The organism is Burkholderia sp. PvR073, from assembly GCF_054055695.1.
Genome location: NZ_JBSRXO010000009.1, coordinates 73301 through 93152, shown reverse-complemented (window position 1 = coordinate 93152; position 19852 = coordinate 73301). Strand labels below are relative to the sequence as shown.

Sequence of the window (19852 nt, the reverse complement as noted above, 5' to 3'; positions counted from 1 at the left end):
TTCCGTCGCGCATCGATTTATCGGCGTCACAGCGGTGCCGGGAATAAACCGACGGTCTCGCGTGTTTGATGTGGATGGATGGGCCGACGTGCCTGTTTCAGCCATGCGGCCTGGTCGCGCATGACATGTTCATTGATTCCCTCGGAGACATCATGCGGTTTGCAGTCCTCGGCGCCGGCGCGGTCGGCTGCTACTTCGGCGGCATGCTGGCGCTGCACGGCCACGAGGTCGGGTTCATTGGCCGTCCGCTGCATGTCGACGCGATCCGCGACCACGGCTTGCGCATTCAGACGCGCACGTTCGACACGCATGTGTCCGCCCATGCGTCGACCGACATCGCCACGGCCGGCTCGGCCGATGTGGTCTTCGTCTGCGTGAAAGCGGGCGATACCGCCGAGGCCGCGCGCGGGTTGCGTCATGTGCTGGCGCCGGACGCCATCGTGGTCAGCCTGCAAAATGGCGTCGACAACGCGGCGCTGTTGCGTGCCGAAATAGCGCAGCCGGTCATTTGCGCGGCCGTCTATGTGGCGAGCGAGATGGCCGGCCCCGGGCATCTGCTCCACCATGGCCGCGGCGATCTCGCGATCGAAGCGTCGCCGTCCAGCGAACGGCTCGCGCAAGTACTGCGCGCAGCCGACATTCCCACCCGGATCGCCGACGACGTGGGCGCGGTACTCTGGCGCAAGTTCATGCTCAACTGCGCATACAACGCGATTTCCGCGATCGTGCACCTGCCGCTGGGCGAGATGCCGCATCGCGACGCATTGCGCGAAACGATGTGCGCGATCGTCGCTGAATGCATCGCCGTCGCCGCGGCCGAAGGCGTGCATGTCGACGACGAGCCGGCCGATATCGTCGCACACATCGAGGCGACGATTCCCCCGGGCCAGTATTCGTCGACCGCGCAGGATCTGGCGCGCGGCAAACCCGGCGAAATCGACCATCTGAACGGCGCGGTCGTGCGGCGCGGTCTGGCCGCACGCATCGGCACGCCGGTCAATCGGACACTCCATCTGCTCGTGAAGATGCTGGAAGCCAAGGCCGCGGCGCGTTCGTGACGGGCGACGATCGCGTGGGGGCGACCGGGGCAGGCAGTCAGGTCGCGTCGGACGGTCGATCCGTAACGCCGGCCTCGATATCGTCGGTCGGCCGCTGCCGCCGCGGCGACGCGCTCGCCGCACCGACGAAAGCCGGCAGCATGAATGCGATGGCCAGCGCGGCCAACACATTCGTCACCAGCGCGGCCTCTTTCGGGCCGAGCTTCGCAGCCGGCCCGACCTGGCTGATCGCGCCGATCAGACCGAACAACGCGACGAAAAGCGATTGGCGCCCGAGCATGGCCCCCATCGCCTTGTCCGCGAAATCTTCCCGGCTCGCGCGGCCGACCCAGCGACCGTTCGATCGATCGTCTCCGGCATTCGCGACAAAGGGGAGGTGCAGGCTGGCCGTCAGCTCGAGGTTCCCGACCGCCCGCATTCCCTCCCGCACGCCGCTCATCAGCGTCGGGGCGACATCGAACTTGTCGAAAAATGCAGTGAGCGCGGGATAGCACAGCGCGTCCATCGTCTCGCCTAATGCGTTGGCGCCCGAAAAGGCAAGCAGGGAAGGCGTCGCATGCGCGACCGATCCGGATGCCGTCGCCGCGCTCGTGCCGGAGTGCGATGCGCCCACGCCCTGGAATGTATTGACCACCAACTGATTGATGCAATAGATTGCCGCGTCCGCCAGCACGGCTTTTCTGTTCGGCGCGGTTTTTCCGGGGTCCCGATTGTCGCCGAGACGGACGAACACATTCAGCATATCGCGAGAGATCGGATACACCGTCGCCTTCGCCAACAGCGCGGCCGCGTCACCGAACCCACCCGTGGTGGCGGCAGCGACGCCGGCGCCCGATAGCCACAGAACGTTGCTCGCCTGTCCAAACTTCGTCCAGGTATTCGCCCGCCCGTCTCTACGTTGTTTCAAAAACACCAGTACGTTAAGCAACGCAGTGGCGCCGAGAATCGTGCCGGATACCGCGATCTTGGTGGACTGAGGCGAATGTTCCAGCCATCTCGCCACCTCATGCCCGCAGACTTCACGGATATAGGTCGTCGCCAGGGTAATGGCCCCTTCGCGCGCAATTGCGGTGCCGAAGTTGGCGGCCACGCGCCGAAGCGCCGAATGACGTGCTGCCGACAGCGCATGTTCCGCGAGTGACGGCGGCAGCGACGGCGCAGCCTCGGACCTCGTCATCGCCGACTCGATTGACGGAGATAACTGCCGGGTCGATGACGGCCGCGGGGGGTGAGCTTGGGCCGGCGGTGGTTCTGCGATCGTCGGCTCCGACACGGACTCGGGAGCGTGTTGGGGAGCAACCGTCCCGGTCGGGTCTCCCGCCGATTTCGCCCGTTCCGGCACGATGGGGACCGGGATGTCGGAAAGATCGCGCGGGTCCCGCGAGCCGGCCGGCAGCAGTACCGCCGTACCGGACCCACGCTCGCCCCACTTCCTGCGCTCGTTACGCAGGTCTGCGGCCGGGTTGTTCGGCAATTGCGCAAGGCGTTTCGGGTGAAGTTCGCGGGTCCTCGGCGCCAAAGGCGTACTTCGATCACGCTCGCCGCCAGCGCTCGATATCTGCGGATGACTTTGCGACAGTTCAGCCAAGGCGGACGAGACACGACTGTCACGTCTCACCGAACTTTTGCCGGACCGACTCGGAGAGGTCGCCTCGTCCGGGTGTGCATCGACAGAAGCCGGGAACGACTGCGTCACATCACCAGATCTCATTGCAATGCCCCCAAAATTGCCGCGTTGTCATGCGATTCAACGAACCACTCGATCTGCGCCACAACAGTCAAACCATGTCGCCATCGGTCGGCGCCGTGCGTCGCGGCTGCTCGCGTGCACCGTTCGTGATGGTGCGGGTAGCGACGTCGACTGCCATCGCGACCCTGTCGCTGATCGGCTGTAGCACATGGGCCTGTGTTGCACCGGGCAATGCCTGCGCGGCCCGTCCGAGCGTGCGCAAATATTGCGCGCCGCGCCCGGCGCCCGCTTCCAGCAGCCCCATCGCGCCGCCGAGCACCAACGTGACGCCATAACCGATTTGGGCATTGACCTCGCCAGCGGGCCGGGCGATCCGGTCAAGCTCGGCGAGCGACGTGCTCTCCGATCGCGAAATCTGGCGCAGCATGCCGCTTTGCTTGGCGTGGTCGGTGGTAACCCGGGCGTCCACATGGTTGGACCCGCTGCCCACCCACCTTTCGGTCAGCATCGTGGACAGCATGCTGATGACCTCGGTCGGCGTCGAGTACATCAGCGTAATGAGCTGTTCGACCGAGTTCGGGATGTAGCCCAGGTGTTCGAACACGGACAGGAACAACCCGAGCGTTGCGGCAATCTCGCCGCCGGTGGCCATCGAACGGATCGACGATCCGGTTCCCCGGGCCGCGCGCAAGGTATTGAGCGCTTCGGCTTGGACGTGCTTGCGCACATCGTTCGCGGCCGGCGGCGGAATCGTCCCGGCCGCGATCATGGCCATCTTGGCCTCGACCAGTTTCTCGTGATCCTCCTTGATTTCCAGCGGGACCATCGCGCCGGACGTCCATGTCGCGAGCAGGTTGGTGCCTTGTTTCACTGCCAGCAGAGCGACGGCAAGACCATGATTGCCGCTGTCTCTCGCCTCGATAGCCGCCTGGCGCACGAGATTGTTCGGAATCGAACCGAGGGCCGCGATCGAGCCGGAATAGGCCGCGCCCTTCAGGTCGTCCAACGCCGTGGCCAAGTCTTCCGGCACGAAGCGGCCGCCCTTCATCACCTCCATCAGCCGCTTGATGACCATCGAATCGAACGTTTCGGCGACCAGCGGTGTCAGCGAATCGAGGTAGGGGCCCCCTCGTGCCGCAGGTTCGCGGCCTATGGCCTCCTTGACGCTGCCCCAGATGCCGTACTCGAAGGCCGCGCCGATCGCACCGGTGCCGACCAGGCTGGCGCCCAGGCCATACGTCAATTCCTTGTTGAAGTCCTTGTTGGTCGCAAGCAACAGCAGCGACATCGCGCCAAAATCGTGGCGGAATTTCGTTACCCGTCTGCTCCGCTCCGAATCGTCGGCCGGCGCCGTCAGCACGGATTGCAGACGGGCGGCCAGCGCGCTATCCGACGTCACATGAATGCGCAGGCCGATATTGCGCATGAATTCGCTCGGGTGCTGATTCGTCCCCGGCACGCGGGCATCAGGCGTAAATGCGTGCAGCGGCTTGGCAATGGCATCGCGCAACAGATCGGTGGCCAACAGCTGGTTGCCGCCCGCAAGTTTCATGAACAGGCCCATCTTGTCCATCAGGTTCCCGTCCCATTCGACCTGGATGCGTGCCCCGGGCGGGAGCGTCGACACCTTTAAAGAGGGATCCAGGTGCGCGATGAGCTCAAGCATGGCCTGCACGCCCTGGTCGTCATCGCAGCGCAAGTGCTTGTCCGCACCGACGCTCAGCGTGCCGCCGCACGGCGGCGGCATCTTGAACGTGATCTCGTCGCCGCTCGATTCGGTGCTCGAATGAGAACGAGCGGCAGAGGTCGTGCGAGAGAGGCTGCTCATTTCGATCGGCGGTTCGACGTCGCGCACGCGCGTGGCATCGGGAGTGCCAGGCCGCCCCGTCGCCGTCGAGCGACGCCCGGCAGGCGACGCGTTTCGGCGGCCAGCGGCGTCGGTCGACGAGGCCGGTCGCGGGCTGCGCGACGGCAGCCTCGACAACGGCGATGACGCGATCTCCGGACTCTTGTCCGTGGAGCCCCTTGTATCAGGCTTATGCGACGGTGCGTGCGATACGTCATCGCCGTGTGCAAAATCGTGAGGGGGCGAGGCAGAGCGAATCGACGATGGCATGGCGAATGTACCTTGATGGACGGATCGGAATCGATGGTGCGGATGCTACGTGCACTGCCGTCGGCTTCACGTCGAGCAGACGAAGCGGGATATCGATGCGCGAACCTTCGCCAACGCGAATCGGCAGAACGCGGCATGCGCGCAGGCATCCAGCCGATGCCGCCACCACCCCGGTTCGACGACCGATCAGCGCGTGGCGCGCGCTGCCGGCATTCGCCGGCATCTCGTTCGCATGGAACTCACCCGCTTCGCAAGCGGTTATCGAATCGCGGCGATCTTGGCTAGATTGCTCGGTGCGTACATCCGCCTGAAACACGGCAGGTTCGCACCTTTCCAACTCCAGTGAGAATGCCATGTCCGTCGAAATGCCCAATACCACCAATACTCCGAACGTCGATGACTGGAACAAATCCATCGCGAACGACGCCAACAAGTACGGCGACGATATTCGGAAGTTCATTGACGACAATGTCAAGAAATACTCGAAGCAATTCACCGATGACATGAAGAACGCGATGACGCCGGGTGAAAACAACCCGCAGTACCAGTCGGCGCTGAAGGACTGGAGCAGCAAGAATCCGGACGCCGCCAAAAACTTCGACAAGAGCGCCAACGATCCGAAGCAGAAGAAGCAGGTGATCAATCAACTGCAGATGGCGATCAACAAGGGCGAGATCACGAAAGACCAGGCATCCAAACTGTTGACGCAAGGACCGGCGGCGCACGAGTACGATTTCTCGTCGAAAGGCCACAACGGTACGTCCGCCGGCGCTTACTCGATCGCGCACGAAACCGGCGGTGCACTGGACGGAGACTCCTCCGATCCGAAGAAGGCGGGCCGCGAATATATTGCGTCGCAAGTCTTCTCGCTCGGCGGCACGATCCGGAACCCGCTCAGTATTGCGCTCGATCCGACCGAGAGCCATTCGGCCCAGAACATCTTGAGCCCGTTGATCAGTCCGATGAGCATCGGGGGGCAATGGCTGGGCCAACTCGGCTGACGCCGGCTGCCGCTCGCGCGCGGTGCGCGCGAGCGCGCCTCCCCGAACGCACGACAGGGGCCGGCATGCTCCACGCCGGCCCCTCTCTATTCCGCTCACGCGCCCGCACGAACCGGAATCTCACGCGCTCGCGCAGCGCGCCTCTTCCGCTATCCGACGCTCGACGATCCGGCGTGCGCGAATCGCGCCTGCGTCGCTGGCGAGCAGCACCGGCCGCTGCGCCCAGAAATCCGTTGCGCCCAGCGCCGCTTGTTGCGCCTCGAGCATCGGCAGATCTTCATCGCGGAACGGCACCATCAGCCCGGCGACCGCGTAATCGACCAGCACGCGCGCCGCGGGACCAAGCGCCTTCGGCAAACCGAACGCGAAGAAATAGTGCGTGCTCGCGGCCGTCTCGGGCGTCAGCAGATGCGCCGAGCGCGATACCCGCCCGTGGGTCGCGCCGCTCGGGCACACCGCGACGTCGATCGCGAGCAGCGACGGCGGATCCCAGCGCACTTCCAGATGGCGATCCGCGCGCACGCCGTCGGGCACGCCGAACGCACGCGCCACGAACGCCGGCAACCGTTCCGCCTGCGTTCGCCTCGACGAGCGCACCGTGTCGCCGTCCTGCTCGACGCGGCCGGGATCGCGTGCGATCGCGTCGCTGCCGAGCGTGTCCGGATGCAGATACTGGAAATGGCTGAGGTCGAGCAGGTTGTCCACGCTCAACTGATAATGCGCGCGCGTCAGCAAATAACCGGTGCTCACTTCGTTATCCTCTGGATCGACGAACGAGAAGTCCGGCAAGGACGCGCCCGCGTCGGCCAGCGCGGCGTCGCCCATCCAGATCCACACCGCGCCATGACGCTCGATCACCGGAAAGCTGCGCACGTGCGCGGCAGCCGGAATGCGGCCGTCGCCGTGCGGATTGTGCGTGCAACGGCCCGTGCCGTCGAAGCGCAGGCCATGATAGGGACAGCCCACCGTCCCGTCGCGGACATCGCCCTTGTGCAGCGGCGCGAAGCGGTGCGGACAACGGTCCGACAGCGCACGCGCACCATGTTGCGCGTCGCGGAACAGCATCACGGCTTCACCCAGCAGCGTGCGGCCGAGCCCTTTTTCCGTCGACAGCTCGTGGCTCCATGCGGCGATATACCAGGCATTTCGAATGAATGTCATGATTTTGGTCCTCTTGTCGCGAAGCGCGGCGCGTCCCGCCGCAAGCGCCGCGCGCCGTTTCCGGCTCACGGTTCGAACTGCGCCGGTCCGCTACCCCATCGCGTCAACGTCTGCTGAATCCGGCGCACATAGGCATCGCGCAGCTTCGGCGTTTCGGAGTGGTAGGCGCCCACGGCTTCCCAGGTGTTGCCGTGTTTCAGCATCTGCTTCTTCAGCTGCCAGGCGGCCACGTAGATGTTCACGCACTCGTCGCGCAGCGACTGCGCATCGATGCCGAAGCCGGCCAGCTCGCGCAGATGAATCGAATTGATCTGCAGTTCCCCGATATCGATCGAGCCGTTGCCGTTGCGATGCTCGGCCGCCGGGTTGCCGCGCGATTCGACCCAGGCGATTGCGCGCAACACGTAAGCACTGACGCCCTGATAGTTCGCCGCCGCGTCGAAGCAATCCGCGAACGCGCACGGGGTCAGGCAACAGGACAGCACGACGGCGGCCATGCCGCGTGCGATGGTGCAGCGGCCGCCGCGTGTCCATGGCCGCGACGGCTGGAAATATCGACGAGTCATGTTGGATCCGATGGGTCGAATGGTCGGCATGGATGCACGGCGCGCGCACAGTCCGGTCCATGTCCGGCCGGCGCGCACGGACAACACACGCACCGTGCGCCGTCGCCGTGCCGGATGAAAAGTAACCACGACCGTGATCGACGTCCATCGCGCCAGCACCGCCACGTGGCGTGAGATTCGGATTGGCGCGTGTTGCTTCGCGCGCCCGAAGCCGCGGGCGGTGTTCGCCGTGGCTCGCTGGCCTGGCGTTCGGGTCGCGCCACGAGACTTCGTCCCGCTGACGCGACGAGTGGCCATGCGGGGCTATAACCGCGACACCCCTTTCCTGTGCTGGGAGAATCACGTGGCATCCATCAGAACCGCAGCGCCGTCGCCCAGTAACACCGAATCCATCGGCGAGCATTCCAGACCGGGCAGTGCCGTTCATCCGGACGGCGGATCGCTGTCTCCACGGTCGCGATCGCAATCCGTCTCGGCAGCGCTGCTGAGCCTTCAACATGCAGGAGCCGACAGCCTCCGTTCGCGCGGCCGGATATCGGTCAGCCCGTTTCCGGCAGCCCGGGCAAGATCAACCGGCCCATCGACGCCGGTGAACGACGCACCCTCGATCTTCGCGCCGCGCCCCGTGAGGGCCAGCGACGCGATTTCCTTGCAGGGCCTCGGGCGCCAGCGTGCGCCTTCGCCCATGCGTCTGCGGCCGGCGTCGGCACCTCCGAGGATGGACGCGGAATCGTCATCGATTGCGCCCGATCCGCCGCCACCCTACACGCCGGCCTCGCCGCACCCGGCCGGGGAAACCGCGACGCGCTACGCTCCGCCGCCGGGGCCGCCGCCCGGGTGGAAGCCCGAGTCCGATGGTGCTCAGCGCTACGCCCCGCCGCCCGGTCCACCGCCAGGGTGGAAGCCCGAGTCCGATGGCGTTCAGCGCTACGCTCCGCCGCCCGGTCCACCGCCAGGGTGGAAGCCCGAGTCCGATGGCGTTCAGCGCTACGATCCACCGCCCGGGCCGCCGCCCGGGTTTCATGCACATCATCCGGGCGCGCATCCCGAGCCGCTGATGCAGCAAATGCCGCTACATCCCGGGGTAACGTCGCACGGGCAACCGGCCGAACCGCATTGGCTGCAGCAGCGGTTACCGCAACTCGCGAACATGGGAGGCCAGTTCGCCGATATCGCCCTGTCGATTCTCAACGCAGTCCTGCAAATCGCGGTGAAAATCGCGCACAAGATCGAGGAGCTTTCAAGGAAGTAAGCATGCGCGAAGCGTCACGGATGCGTGACGGGTGGGTCGTGGCGCCGGCCACCCGCCGCGCTCCTTCGCCCCGTCGGAGCGGCCAGCCAACGGTAACAGAACGTCAAAGATCGCAGAACACCCGGACCCCGGGTGCAACGATGTACTCGACAAATGACTGTCATCCGTTCGCACCTCAACCGCTTTTCCGACAGGAGCACGCCATGCTGTCCACCCTCTATTTCGCTATCGCATCGGCCTTGTCGTCGGCAGATACGTCGTCGACGTTCTGTACCAAGATGTTCGCGGGCCAGTTCCTCGACGCGGCGAACCTCGCCGCCCATCGCGCCGACACGGAACGACCGGCGGGCGCGCCGGACGTCGAAGCATTGCAGGCGTATGCGGACGTCCAGCTCGTGCTGGGGCGCCATGAAGACGCGGAAGAAACGTATCGTCGCGTGCAGAAGGCGCTGACTGGCGAGCGCGTCGCGGTCCGGGCGGCACTGAGCCGCAATGCAGCCTGGCAGGCACTGTTTCGCAACCGGTTCGGCACCGCGCTGATGTGCTTCAAGCGCATTGCCGACGACGATGAAGCGTCGCCGACGCAACGTCTCGAAAGCCTCGTCGGCGCGACGCTCGTGCTGTTCCATCTCGGCCGCCTCGACGGCGCACGCACGCGCCTCGACATGATGTCGGAGCTGGCCGTCGCCGCGCCGGACAAGCGTTGGCGCCGGCTGGTGGATGCATTGCGCCGGGATCTGCTCGCGCAATACCACCTGCGCGCCTGCGAGCCGATCGCCGACCACATCTACTGGCACTCGGGGCACCCGGTCGTCCTCGAACCGGCGGCGAACGAGGTCGGCGGCATGTCGATGTTGTCCGACGAACAGACGCCGATGATCGCCGTGCTCGCGCAGCGCGCCGACTATCTTCAGCAGTTGCAATCGCTCGCGCGCGGCAGCGAGGCGGTGCTGGAGCGCATCGAGGTGTATCTGCGCTGGAGCGTCGGGGCCGGACTGCACGACTACCATCGCGCGCTGCGCCTGGAAGTCGCGCTCGCCGCGCTGGCCGGCAACGCGACCCGGGTCGCCGAAACGATGCTGCGCATGTTCAACGACACGTCGATGCCCGGCAACCAGCATGCGCGCTGGTATCTCGAGTATCTCTATTGCCAATCGAAGGTTCGTCAACAGCAGGGGCGTCTGCAGGACTATTCGCAGCTGTATGGCCGCTATGCGCTGCTCTCGATCAAGCACGTGCGCGAGGACGGCTCGCTGCTGTCATCCGCATCCGCCGAGCGCGCCGAACCCGTCGCGGACGACATCAGCGCACGGTTGCCGGGAAAATATCGCCGCGCGTACCGCTACCTGACCGAATGTCTCGACCGCCCGGATCTGTCCGTGCGCGAAGTCGCCACGCATATCGGCGTCACCGAACGCGCGCTGCAGCTCGCGTTCAAGACCCATCTCGGCATCACGCCGAGCGAGCTGATCCGCCGCCAACGGATGGAACACATTCGCGACGAACTAATGGCGGACGACACGCTGGCCCCTAGCGTGCTGCAAATCGCCAACCGCTGGGGCGTGCAGCATCGTTCGACGCTCCTGAACGGCTATCGGAAGATGTTCAAGGAAACGCCTTCCGAAACCTTGGCGCGCTGACGCGGGGAACAGCGATGAATACCTTCTGTCCGCCGACGATCATCGAAACCGACGCGCTGCGCTTGCGCCCGTTTGTCGATGCCGATGCCGACGCACTCTTTCACGCGTTGCTCGGCGACCCCGCCGTCACCGAATGGCTGCCGTTCCCGACGCATCGCAACGTCGCGCAAACGCGCGCGTTCATCCGCCATTGCCAGCTCGGCTGGTCCAGCAAGACGCGCTTCACCTGGGCGATGGAGGACTTGCAGACCGGCCGCCTCGTGGCGGCGATCGATCTCGCGCCCGCGCCGCCGCGCGCCGAGATCGGCGTCGTCACGAGCCGCTGCGAAGGCCATCGGCGACGACGCGCGGGGCTGGCCGCGCTGTTGATGCTGATCGACTGGCTGCTCACGCAGCCGCAGCTGTACCGTATCCACGCGTATTGCGCGCCCGAAGGCCCCGCGGCCAGCACGATGTCGCGGCTCGGATTCACCCTCGAGGCGAGGCTGACCAACTGGGAGCCGCGCCCGAATCGCAACCTCGCCGCCGGCGACGCGCTGCTGTTCGCCATCACCCGTGGCGCCAACGACACGTCGTCGCGCATCGCGCGGCGACTGGCGTCGCGGCACGCGCCGTTCCCGGCCGTTCAGGACCACACCGAACCATGAGCGGCATCGCGTGTCGGCGAAGCGGCGTGCTCACCGGCTCGTTCGTCGCCTATCCCATCGCACATGAGAACATCCCCGCCCACCCAAGCCGATACGACCGAGATCGGCGAACCGGCCGCCGACGCGGAGCAGCGCGCGTCCCGATCCGTTTCTCGGCCGTCTCGCGCCGATTTCCCCCCACACCTCGGAGGTCTTCAGCGACAACGACGCGAGACGTCGTCGCCTGTTTCGCCGGCTGACGACGCGCATGCCGCGCCGGCACCGCGCTCGAGCGCGGCTGCCGCATTCGCGCGGCCCGCAGGAATCAATCGATTCGCCAATGCGACACAGAAGCTCGCCGAATTGCCGAGCCGGATCGCCGAACGGGTCAGCGTGTCGTCGGTGAAGCGCGCCATCGGGGATTGCGTCGACTTCGCGACGCTGCAACCGAAAATCAGCAACGGTCGAGGGAATGACGACGCGACGACGATCACCGTCGGCAAGCGACATTTTGTCGTTCGGACGATGGTGCTTCAGTCTGCCGACGGGAAAACGGATCGCGTCCGGGTGATCGCCGAGCGTGCCGCCGAAACCGGAAAATCGGGCACATTCAGCGGGTTTCATCCCGTCACCGCGAATCTCACGCCCGATACGACGATCGAGCTTTTCAGCACGCCGAACGGCGAATGGGCCGTGTTCGGTCAGCAACCCGCCAAGGCGTCGGCCAACTGGCTCGCCGCGGACGCATTCGATGCGCTGAATCAACCGGCCCGCTCCTCCGGGATCGTACGGATCGGGACGCGCGAGTTCTGCCAGGCCCGGCTGATGACCGTACCCGCCATCGACGGTCCGTGCGCGCCGGTCGTGGTCGAGCGGGTCGTCGGCACGAAGGCGGCCGCGGATCGGTATCGCCTGTTGGGCGCCGATCTGAGCGCGGGCCGGACGATTCAGCTTGCCGGCCATGCCATCTCCGCCGATCCGTTCGAAACGGCGATCGTCGCGCAACTCGAACACCGCTGGGGCCGCTCGCCCCGCCTCGATTCCATGAAGGCTGCCGCGATCCACGCGTTCCGCGCCGGCATGCCCGCGCACGAAGCGATCGTGCTCGCCGAGCAGCTCGCGTCGGACCAGCGGACCGACCTCGGCGCGGACGGCCCGGCCGGCTATGCCGCGGCCGGCGCAAGCGCCGGATTGACGCGACGGGCCGGGTACGACCACGCCGCGGCGGCGCGCGTCGCGCAGGCAGTCGTGCGCACCGCCGAATCGATGCATTCCCCCGGTCCAGACCATGCGACGGCAGGACAACTCGGCGCGATCGCGCAGGCTTACGACGACGCAACGCAGGGTCTCGCGAGCATGCGTGAAGCCGTCAAGGCCATGGACAGACGCGCACTGGGGCCGGACCTCACGGCGATCAATACGGCCGCCCGGGAACTGTTCATCGAGAAAACGCCCGGCGTGAACATCGCGGAGGCCGCGGATGCGGCAGCACGACGCGCGATCGACACGCTGCAAGCCGATAAGAGCCGGACGGAAGCATCGCTCCGACAAGCGGAAGCCGCGCTCGCTCACGCGCACGCACAAGTGGCAGCCGTGGTGGCCGAGCAGCCACCGGAGCAGCCCGTGTCCCGCTCGAGCTGGCTGCCGCTTTCGCTGGCAGGCTGGCACGCGCCCACGACGTCGGCGAAGCAGCAGGATGATGAGCGCGTCGCGTACGAGAAGCGTCTCATCCATGAACGTATCCAGCTTCTGGACGTGCAGGAAGCTTACGAAAAGGCCCGAAAAAGCCACGACAACGCCGCGACTCAGGTCGCGCTCGTCGGTGACGACGACGAGCAACGGCTGCGTCGCGACGTCATCGTGCAAGCCCTGACCGATGCCCGCACCGCCGCGCCGAACCGGCACGGCGCCGCGATGGTCGCGGCGCGCGCGGCATGCGAAACGTTCGGCGCGGATGGCGACCAGGCGATGGCTCGCCGCGCGGCCGCGACCGCGCATCTTGCCGCGCTGGGCGGCGCAACGGATCAGGATTCGCTGGTCGCCGCGCATCTGTTGGCGGCGCGCTGGGGTGCCGGATCCTCCGAACCGGCCGTTGCCCGGGCACGGCAGCTGGCCTACGCACAAGTGGCGAGCGCAGGCATCCCCGCCCCCGGCACACGGCCGGCCTGGACGCTGGCGGCGAGTGCCGCGGCCGCCTTTCTCGGCGAGCACGGCAACGACGCCAACACGGCGGCCTTGCTGATGGGCAGCGCCGTCACGCAACCCGGGCCGCTTCCGTCGACCCAGCCGGCCGGCAACGACGCACTCTATCGCGTGATCGATTTGCCTCCGGCACTACCCCGGCCTGCTGTCGCACGGCCCACCTTCCCGGCACACTACGAGGCGGTCGAGTCGACGCTCGGTGCGCACAAGGCCGACCCGGTCCACGAGTGGAACCACGCAAGGATCAGGCAGGTCAGCGATTCGGGGTTCCGTTCGGAATCCGGATTGAACACCACCACCTACATCATCGAGGTGACCGGGGAGCGAGGAAACTACTGGACGAATTTCGAATGGTCGGCCAATGCCAACCAGCTCTACGGCGAGGTCACCATCCAACCGCACGGCGCGTCCGCCGACGATACCGCGGCGCGCGCCAAGGCCGTCGTCGCGTACAACGGCGTGACCGGCAAATGGCAGTCGTTCGAGCAACGGTCGATCGACCTGACGGCCGCCACGGTCGCGGCACTCGACGAGATCCGCAAACTGGTCGAATCGCGCGACGACGAACTGGCCCTGACCCGGCTGCCCTACAGCGGCAAGGACAGCGGTTACATGCAGAACGTGGTGCCGGATTTCGAACGCAAGGTGGAAGAACAGGTGCGCCTGTTCGTTCAGGGGCGTCTCAGCAAGCCGAGGTTCATCAAGGAGATGGCGGATCTCCACATCGACCTGGCCAACAGGCTGGAACACGATCGCAGCCGGAAGAAGGCGATCATCCGGCATCAGATCGACTCCGCCGTGCGAATCGCGTCGGTTCTGGTCGGAACGGGCCTGGGCGCCGCACGGGTCGCGGGCGCATTCTAGTGAACCGTCGCGCCGGGCATCCGATGCCCGGCGGCGCGTTCGGGGCGGGTGCGCCCCGTTGCCGTCAATGCCGCGCGTGAGGCGTCGCCAGCTCGCGAATCTGCTCGCCGATATGCACGAGCGCCACTTGATCGCGCACCTCGCCGATGAACGTGCCGATCAGCAGCGCGATCGTGAGCACCGCAATCCCGCCCTTGACCGGCTGCGCGAGCGACACGAGATCGAGCTTCTGCGCGGTCTTGCTGACGAGATTGATGCCCACGTCGACGAGCAGCAACAGCAGCAACGCGGGCGCGGCGACCTTCGCGACCGTTTCCATCAGCGAATCGGTCTGCTGCATCACGAACATCTGCACCATCGCGGCGGGCACGGGCGTCATGCTGTCGAGCGGCCACAGCCGATACGACTCGAACAGCGCACCGAGCAGCAAGGTCATCCCGCCGAGCGTCCAGAACGCGACGGACGCGCACTGGCTCATCAGCGTCGCCATCAACGAGCTTTGCTGTCCCTGGCTCGGGTTCGACATCTGCACGTTGTTGTAACCGGTCAGGTCGTCGATGTAGGTGCCGACCGATTCCGCGACCCAGAACACGGGCGATGCGACGAACGCCATCACGAGCCCGATCAGCGCCTCCTTCGCGCCGAGCAGCACGAGATGCCAGCCGCTCAGCGCGGGCATCAGCGCCTGCTGGCCGAACGCGATGTACGCGCCCCAGAGCATCACGATCGCATTGCGCGTCGTCCCTTGCAGGACCTGATCGGACGTCGGCGGAAAGACGATCATGATGACCAGCAGGCGCACGCCGCACAGCCCGACCAGCGTGAAGAACTGCAGCAGCACGCCGCCGAATTGCGGAATACCGCTCTCGAATACGTTCATCCCTGTCTCCGCGTCAATGCATCGGGGCGCGCGCGCCGCCGCGACAGCATGCGTGCCACCACGCCCTCTTCGGTTTCCTCGTCCAGCATGTCGTCCAGGTCCCGCTGGGCTTGCGCGTGCAGCGCGGCAAGACGCTGCTTGCAAAGCGTGATGCGGGCGTCGTTGCGGACGATCGCCGCACGCGCCTCTGCGACCTCTTCCTCGATGCGTGCAATCTCGTCGTGCAACGCGTTCAGCGTCACCCGCATCGAATCGTGCTCGGCGGCGACGCGCGAACGCTGCGCCTGCCAGCCGAGCAACTCGTCGATGCGCACGGGCCCGCCGCCGCCGACCAGGCGCTTGATCCGCTCGTCCTGACGCGCCAGTTCGTCGCGCACACGCGCCATGGCGTCCTGATGCTCGTCGAGGCGCGCCTGCGCGTCATCGAGCAGGTCGATGCGTGCGCGCAGTGTTTCGCGCAAGGTTGCGTCGAGGCGCTCGAGACGCCCCACCACGATCCGAAAGGCCTTGCTGCTCCGATCCTGCATCGTCAGTGCTCCATTCGATGGCCGGCCGTCGGCCGGGTCAGTCCATGTACAGTTGACGGAGCGCGTCCAGCGTGTCCGCCTGCCGGCTCGGCTCGTCGGTCCGCTGGCACAGGAACGCGTGGATCGCATCGCGCTTGCGCACGGCCTCGTCGGCCAGCGGATCGCCGCCCTCGCGATACTCACCGAGCTGCAGCAGCGTTTCGATGTCCCGGTATTTCGCCATCAGCTTGCGCACGTGGCCCGCCGCCTCGCGATGCGCGGGGTCGGTCACCTGCGGCATGACGCGCGACAGGCTGGCGCCGACGTCGATCGCCGGATACTGGTTGCGCGCGGCGATGTCCCGCGACAGCACCATATGCCCATCCAGAATGCCGCGCACCTCCTCGGCGATTGGATCGCTGGCGGATTCGTCTTCGGCCAGCACCGTGTAGAGCGCCGTGATCGAGCCGCGCTCCGACAGGCCCGCGCGCTCCAGCAGACGCGGCAATTCGGCGAAGATCGACGGCGGGAAGCCGCGACGCGCCGGCGGTTCGCCGGCGGCCAGGCCGATCTCGCGCTGCGCGCGCGCGAACCGCGTCAGCGAGTCCATCATCAGCAGCACGCGCTTGCCTGCGTCGCGGAAATGCTCCGCTATCGCGGTCGCCGCGTACGCGGCCTTGACGCGTTCGATCGACGATCGGTCCGACGTCGCGCAGACGACGATCGAACGGGCCATGCCGGCCGTGCCGAGAATCTGCTCGACGAACTCGCGCACCTCGCGCCCGCGCTCGCCGATCAACGCGATCACGTTCACGTCGCAGTCGGTGCCGCGCGCGAACATGCCCATCAGCGTGCTCTTGCCGACGCCGGCCGGCGCGAAGATGCCCATGCGCTGCCCTTCCCCCAGCGTCATCATGCCGTCGACCGCGCGCACGCCGGTGGCGAGCGCGCGCTCGATCAGCGGCCGGCTCATTGCATTGGGCGGGGGCGCGTAGATCGGCCGGAACGCCTTCGCATCGATCGGCCCGCGGTGATCGAGCGGCGCCCCGAGGCTGTCGATCACGCGACCGAGCAGCGCGTCGCCCACCGGTACCTCGAGCGGGCGACGCAGCGCCACGACGCGCGTCTCGCGCGACAGGTCCGCAAGCTGCCCGAACGGCGACAGCAGCGCCGTATCGCGTGAGAAGCCCACCACTTCGGCGAGCTGCATCAACGCGCCGCGCGGGGTCTGCAACTCGCACAGCTCGCCGAGCCGCACGTCGATGCCACCGACCCGGATCAGCGTGCCGATCGCCTCGAGCACCTTGCCGCTCGGCCGCGCGGCGCCCTCGCCCAGCTCCTGCGCGAGCGAATCGGCGAACGTGTGCAGCCGCGCGAACTCGTCGGCGTCGTGCCCGAACGCCGTGTACGCGCCGTCCGGCTTCATGCGAACTCCTGTTCGGCGTCCGGCTGCAGTTCGCCCGCGCCGTACGACGAGTCGTCGCGCATCCGGTCGCCGGCCTCGACGTCGGACCCGGCATCGGTAAGTTCCTCCGGCCGTTCGAGAACGGCGGCGGCCTCGTGCGGCGCTGCGCCGGCGTCCTCCGTGCGCTGCAACGCGCGCGTGACCGCGAGGCGCACCGCATCGATCTGCGCGCCCAGGCTCGCGTCGATCAGGCCGATGTCGGTTTCGCACACGCACGCGCCGGGCTCGAGCGCGCGGTCGGCCAGCACGGTGATCGGCACGGGCCTGCCGCGTTCGTACCATCCGGCCGCCGCCCGTTCGAACGCGGCGGCCGCGAGCTCGCGCTGGTCCGGATGGACGCGCACGCGCAGATGGCAGCTCGCGTCGACGATGCGATCGACGGAATCGGCCGCCCGCGCGAACAGGGCCTCCGGCCGCTCGCTCGCGACGATATTTTCGACGGCCAGCACGACGATGTCCGCCATGCGCCGGCGCAGCGACATCTCGAGATCGCGGCGCCGCGCGAGCGATTCGGCCGTCTCCCGATACCACTGCGCCAGCGCGTCCTGACGGCCGGCTTCGTAACCGCGCCGCTGGCCGGTATCGAATTCGTCCTGCGCGCGGGCGCGGATCGCGTCCGCCTCGGCCCGCGCCGCCGCGACGATCCGCGCGGCTTCGTCACGCGCGATCGCCAGCACGTCGCGCTGCCGTTCGCGCAGCCTGGCATGGCCGTCGTCGAGATCGACCAGCTGCGCGAACGCCTCGCGCCGCACGATGTCGCCGTCCACGCCGATCGCCTGCGGCGCGGCCTCGGCAGCCCGTTCGTCATGCGCATTTCTCAACCAGATGACCATGTCTGCTCCTGATAGAAGTCCGGAAGACGGGCAATGACCTGCATCGCGTCGTCACGGTGGCCGGCCGCGTCGCTTGCGCCCAGCCACGCCGGCGGCTGCGCATCCCGGTGCCATACGAAGCGAAGCAACGCAAGCGGCGACGACGCATCGCACCAGCCGGCGTGCGCGAACAGGCAGAATCCTTCCCACGCAAGGGTCGGCATGTCGAGTTCACCGAGCGGCGCCATGCCGTGGTCGCGCATCAGCCGGTCGATGCCGGGCGGGTTGCCGGCTTCGATCAACCATCGCAATGCGGCGAAGCCGCGGCGCCCCAGCCAGCCGGCGATCTGCTCGCGGCTGTCGCGATCGACCCAGTAGCGCAATTCCGCGCGGCGAAAATGCAGCGCTCGCAAGCACAGTGCGCCCAGCGCGTCCTCGATCGGCAACGCGGCGAGCGCGGCGCTCTCGCAGCGAAACGCATCGAGCGGCGGCGGCGGGCAACCGGCCGCCGCGAGCCACGCATGCGCGATCCGCGACGTGTGCGGACTCGCTACGCCGCGCGCGTCGCCCAGCATCGCCAGCGCATCGTGCAGCCAGCCCGGGTCCATCCACGCGAACAGCGCGCCGCGATTGCGCTCGTAGCCCGTCAGCCGCGCCGCGAGCGTCGTCGCGACGCTGCCGTACCGTTCGATGTCGCGCATGGTCTGATCTCGCGGGGAAAGTGGCATGGCGCTCGCCGCGTCAACGCGACGTCCTGCCCGGCATGGCCTGCCTGAGCAGCCCGCCGATCGCGGAGAGCGGCCCCGCCTTCGCCGGCGCATCGCGGCTCGCGCCGGTCGCGCCGGTCGTGCCGGTCGCGCCATGCCCGGCCTCGGCCGCCGGCCCGCGGCGCCGCTTCGTCACGACGAGCACCACCCCGCCCGTCACGAACAGGCCGGCGGCGAGCGCGATCATCGCCAGGTTGCCCGACGTCTTGTCGACGGCCACCGTCTCCATCGGATCGGCCGGCACCGACGTGACGCTCACCTGCTCGTACGACAGTCCCTCCACGCTGTGCACGACGAGGTTCTTGATCTGCGGCGTGAGCGTCGCGAGGTTGGCGTCGGGCCGATACTTGATGAAGACCGACGCGGACGACGGCTTGACCTTGTTCGACAGCGGATCGTTGTCCGGCAGCACGATATGCACGCGCGCGATCACGACGCCGTCGATCCGCGACAGCGTGTCGGACAGCTCCTGCGACACCCCGTAAATGAATCGCACGCGCTCCTCGATCGGCGTCGACACGAGGCCGTCCTTCTTGAACAGCGCGCCGAGATCGTCGTAACGTCGCGACGGCAGACCGTGCTCGCGCAGCACGTCCATCGCGTGCACGATGTCGCTCTCTTCCACCTTCGCGCTCCAGGTCTTGCCGCCGTCGGCGCTCACCTTGTGCGCCCCGATTCCGGCCTGCATGAGCGTCGCGACGATCTCGTTGCAATCGCGTTCGGAAAGATTGCCGTACAACTCCTTCTCGCATCCGGCAAGCGACATCGACAGGACCAGCATCGCGCACAGCGCGGCGCCACGCATCGACCGGCGTTTCGGTTCGGCACCCAGGTTCATGTCATTGATTCTTCATCAGGGTTTCGATCGCATCCTTCGAGGACGTGACCACACTCATCTTCATCTGCATGTCGACCTGCAGGCTCGCGGCCTCGATCTGCAGCTGAACCACCGATGCCGTCAGTTCCCCCGGCGACATCGCATCGACGTTGTGGATCATGTACAGCATGTCGTTCGATACGGTCTGGAATGCCGCGTCCTCGCCGCGCACGATCTCCGAGATCATCGTGCCCGCGCTGTCGCCGGTGCCCGACGACGGCCCCATCACGCCGCGCTGCATCATCGCCTCGAAGCTGTCGGCAACATGCGCCGACACGGGCGCAACGTGGACGTCGGGCTGATGCGGGATCGAAGTCGGCTGGATCCGCATCATGTCGAGCGTCAACGACGATAAAGCCTGATTCATCG

18 protein-coding genes are annotated in these 19852 nt (G+C 67.0%); 6 read left to right on the top strand and 12 right to left on the bottom strand.

The window, feature by feature from the left end; genetic code table 11:
- The first annotated feature begins 152 nt into the window (after nt 1–152).
- Nucleotides 153–1058 carry a ketopantoate reductase family protein gene (locus ACVK00_RS24505; protein ID WP_284900924.1) on the top strand — a complete coding sequence of 302 codons (906 nt, stop codon included), beginning with the start codon at nt 153–155 and terminating at the stop codon, nt 1056–1058.
- Between the two features lie 37 nt (nt 1059–1095).
- Here the strand turns inward: ACVK00_RS24505 and ACVK00_RS24500 are convergent, their stop codons facing one another.
- From ACVK00_RS24500 to ACVK00_RS24490, 3 genes are all read right to left on the bottom strand, one after another.
- Entirely contained in the window at nt 1096–2235 is a 1140-nt protein-coding gene (locus tag ACVK00_RS24500) for a hypothetical protein (RefSeq protein WP_284900925.1), read from the bottom strand.
- Nucleotides 2236–2836: 601 nt separating this feature from the next.
- Nucleotides 2837–4603: a hypothetical protein gene (locus tag ACVK00_RS24495; protein WP_284900926.1), complete on the bottom strand. Its 1767-nt coding sequence runs from the start codon at nt 4601–4603 to the stop codon at nt 2837–2839.
- A gap of 205 nt (nt 4604–4808) precedes the next feature.
- On the bottom strand, nt 4809–5219 hold the full coding sequence (locus ACVK00_RS24490) for a hypothetical protein (RefSeq protein WP_284900927.1): 411 nt from the start codon (nt 5217–5219) through the stop codon (nt 4809–4811).
- Here ACVK00_RS24490 and ACVK00_RS24485 point away from each other — a divergent pair.
- Complete coding sequence (locus tag ACVK00_RS24485; RefSeq protein WP_228910616.1) at nt 5218–5865, top strand: hypothetical protein; 648 nt, start codon at nt 5218–5220, stop codon at nt 5863–5865. The genes ACVK00_RS24490 and ACVK00_RS24485 overlap by 2 nt on opposite strands.
- A 120-nt stretch (nt 5866–5985) precedes the next feature.
- Here the strand turns inward: ACVK00_RS24485 and ACVK00_RS24480 are convergent, their stop codons facing one another.
- Nucleotides 5986–7026, bottom strand: coding sequence for an aromatic ring-hydroxylating dioxygenase subunit alpha (locus tag ACVK00_RS24480; protein ID WP_284900929.1), 1041 nt, complete (start codon nt 7024–7026; stop codon nt 5986–5988).
- Between the two features lie 65 nt (nt 7027–7091).
- Nucleotides 7092–7523 (bottom strand): lytic transglycosylase domain-containing protein, encoded by a 432-nt coding sequence (locus ACVK00_RS24475; protein WP_105832312.1) that lies wholly within the window; start codon nt 7521–7523, stop codon nt 7092–7094.
- Nucleotides 7524–8649: 1126 nt separating this feature from the next.
- On the opposite strand from ACVK00_RS24475, the gene ACVK00_RS24470 reads away from it, so the two are divergent.
- The 4 genes from ACVK00_RS24470 to ACVK00_RS24455 all read left to right on the top strand — a co-directional run bounded on the left by ACVK00_RS24470 (nt 8650) and on the right by ACVK00_RS24455 (nt 14176).
- Nucleotides 8650–8844: a hypothetical protein gene (locus ACVK00_RS24470; protein ID WP_175669530.1), complete on the top strand. Its 195-nt coding sequence runs from the start codon at nt 8650–8652 to the stop codon at nt 8842–8844.
- Between the two features lie 203 nt (nt 8845–9047).
- Nucleotides 9048–10484, top strand: coding sequence for a helix-turn-helix transcriptional regulator (locus tag ACVK00_RS24465; RefSeq protein WP_284900931.1), 1437 nt, complete (start codon nt 9048–9050; stop codon nt 10482–10484).
- 14 nt (nt 10485–10498) lie between these two features.
- Nucleotides 10499–11131 carry a GNAT family N-acetyltransferase gene (locus tag ACVK00_RS24460; RefSeq protein ID WP_228910611.1) on the top strand — a complete coding sequence of 211 codons (633 nt, stop codon included), beginning with the start codon at nt 10499–10501 and terminating at the stop codon, nt 11129–11131.
- Nucleotides 11132–11194: 63 nt separating this feature from the next.
- Nucleotides 11195–14176: a hypothetical protein gene (locus ACVK00_RS24455; RefSeq protein WP_284900932.1), complete on the top strand. Its 2982-nt coding sequence runs from the start codon at nt 11195–11197 to the stop codon at nt 14174–14176.
- Nucleotides 14177–14240: 64 nt separating this feature from the next.
- Here the strand turns inward: ACVK00_RS24455 and sctT are convergent, their stop codons facing one another.
- Genes sctT through ACVK00_RS24420 form a run of 7 tightly spaced genes read right to left on the bottom strand, consistent with a single transcriptional unit; the run spans nt 14241 to nt 19850 of the window.
- The gene (gene sctT / locus ACVK00_RS24450; protein ID WP_284900933.1) at nt 14241–15056 is read right to left on the bottom strand and encodes a type III secretion system export apparatus subunit SctT; all 816 of its coding nucleotides are present in this window, start codon (nt 15054–15056) and stop codon (nt 14241–14243) included.
- The gene (locus ACVK00_RS24445) at nt 15053–15583 is read right to left on the bottom strand and encodes a hypothetical protein (protein WP_284900934.1); all 531 of its coding nucleotides are present in this window, start codon (nt 15581–15583) and stop codon (nt 15053–15055) included. The genes sctT and ACVK00_RS24445 overlap by 4 nt, the downstream gene beginning before the upstream one ends.
- Before the next feature lie 37 nt (nt 15584–15620).
- Nucleotides 15621–16988: a type III secretion system ATPase SctN gene (gene sctN, locus ACVK00_RS24440; RefSeq protein ID WP_228910607.1), complete on the bottom strand. Its 1368-nt coding sequence runs from the start codon at nt 16986–16988 to the stop codon at nt 15621–15623.
- Entirely contained in the window at nt 16985–17860 is an 876-nt protein-coding gene (gene sctL / locus ACVK00_RS24435; protein WP_284900935.1) for a type III secretion system stator protein SctL, read from the bottom strand. Before sctL ends, sctN begins: the two co-directional genes overlap by 4 nt.
- A complete protein-coding gene (locus ACVK00_RS24430) occupies nt 17845–18540 on the bottom strand; it encodes a type III secretion protein HrpB4 (protein WP_284900936.1) in 696 nt (231 codons plus the stop codon). Before ACVK00_RS24430 ends, sctL begins: the two co-directional genes overlap by 16 nt.
- 40 nt (nt 18541–18580) lie before the next feature.
- Entirely contained in the window at nt 18581–19444 is an 864-nt protein-coding gene (gene sctJ / locus ACVK00_RS24425) for a type III secretion system inner membrane ring lipoprotein SctJ (RefSeq protein WP_284900937.1), read from the bottom strand.
- A gap of 1 nt (nt 19445) precedes the next feature.
- Complete coding sequence (locus ACVK00_RS24420) at nt 19446–19850, bottom strand: hypothetical protein (protein WP_228910603.1); 405 nt, start codon at nt 19848–19850, stop codon at nt 19446–19448.
- Between the last annotated feature and the right edge of the window lie 2 nt (nt 19851–19852).

What these genes read in the sequence shown, in the direction of transcription:
- ACVK00_RS24485 (WP_228910616.1), top strand. Translation starts at nt 5,218, where the DNA reads ATGTCCGTCGAAATGCCCAATACCACCAATACTCCGAACGTCGATGAC.
- ACVK00_RS24445 (WP_284900934.1), bottom strand. Translation starts at nt 15,583, where the DNA reads ATGCAGGATCGGAGCAGCAAGGCCTTTCGGATCGTGGTGGGGCGTCTC.
- ACVK00_RS24480 (WP_284900929.1), bottom strand. Translation starts at nt 7,026, where the DNA reads ATGACATTCATTCGAAATGCCTGGTATATCGCCGCATGGAGCCACGAG.
- sctJ (WP_284900937.1), bottom strand. Translation starts at nt 19,444, where the DNA reads ATGAACCTGGGTGCCGAACCGAAACGCCGGTCGATGCGTGGCGCCGCG.
- sctT (WP_284900933.1), bottom strand. Translation starts at nt 15,056, where the DNA reads ATGAACGTATTCGAGAGCGGTATTCCGCAATTCGGCGGCGTGCTGCTG.
- ACVK00_RS24420 (WP_228910603.1), bottom strand. Translation starts at nt 19,850, where the DNA reads ATGAATCAGGCTTTATCGTCGTTGACGCTCGACATGATGCGGATCCAG.
- ACVK00_RS24460 (WP_228910611.1), top strand. Translation starts at nt 10,499, where the DNA reads ATGAATACCTTCTGTCCGCCGACGATCATCGAAACCGACGCGCTGCGC.
- ACVK00_RS24500 (WP_284900925.1), bottom strand. Translation starts at nt 2,235, where the DNA reads ATGACGAGGTCCGAGGCTGCGCCGTCGCTGCCGCCGTCACTCGCGGAA.
- ACVK00_RS24465 (WP_284900931.1), top strand. Translation starts at nt 9,048, where the DNA reads ATGCTGTCCACCCTCTATTTCGCTATCGCATCGGCCTTGTCGTCGGCA.
- ACVK00_RS24505 (WP_284900924.1), top strand. Translation starts at nt 153, where the DNA reads ATGCGGTTTGCAGTCCTCGGCGCCGGCGCGGTCGGCTGCTACTTCGGC.
- ACVK00_RS24490 (WP_284900927.1), bottom strand. Translation starts at nt 5,219, where the DNA reads ATGGCATTCTCACTGGAGTTGGAAAGGTGCGAACCTGCCGTGTTTCAG.
- ACVK00_RS24475 (WP_105832312.1), bottom strand. Translation starts at nt 7,523, where the DNA reads ATGGCCGCCGTCGTGCTGTCCTGTTGCCTGACCCCGTGCGCGTTCGCG.
- ACVK00_RS24470 (WP_175669530.1), top strand. Translation starts at nt 8,650, where the DNA reads ATGCAGCAAATGCCGCTACATCCCGGGGTAACGTCGCACGGGCAACCG.
- sctN (WP_228910607.1), bottom strand. Translation starts at nt 16,988, where the DNA reads ATGAAGCCGGACGGCGCGTACACGGCGTTCGGGCACGACGCCGACGAG.
- ACVK00_RS24430 (WP_284900936.1), bottom strand. Translation starts at nt 18,540, where the DNA reads ATGCGCGACATCGAACGGTACGGCAGCGTCGCGACGACGCTCGCGGCG.
- ACVK00_RS24455 (WP_284900932.1), top strand. Translation starts at nt 11,195, where the DNA reads ATGAGAACATCCCCGCCCACCCAAGCCGATACGACCGAGATCGGCGAA.
- sctL (WP_284900935.1), bottom strand. Translation starts at nt 17,860, where the DNA reads ATGGTCATCTGGTTGAGAAATGCGCATGACGAACGGGCTGCCGAGGCC.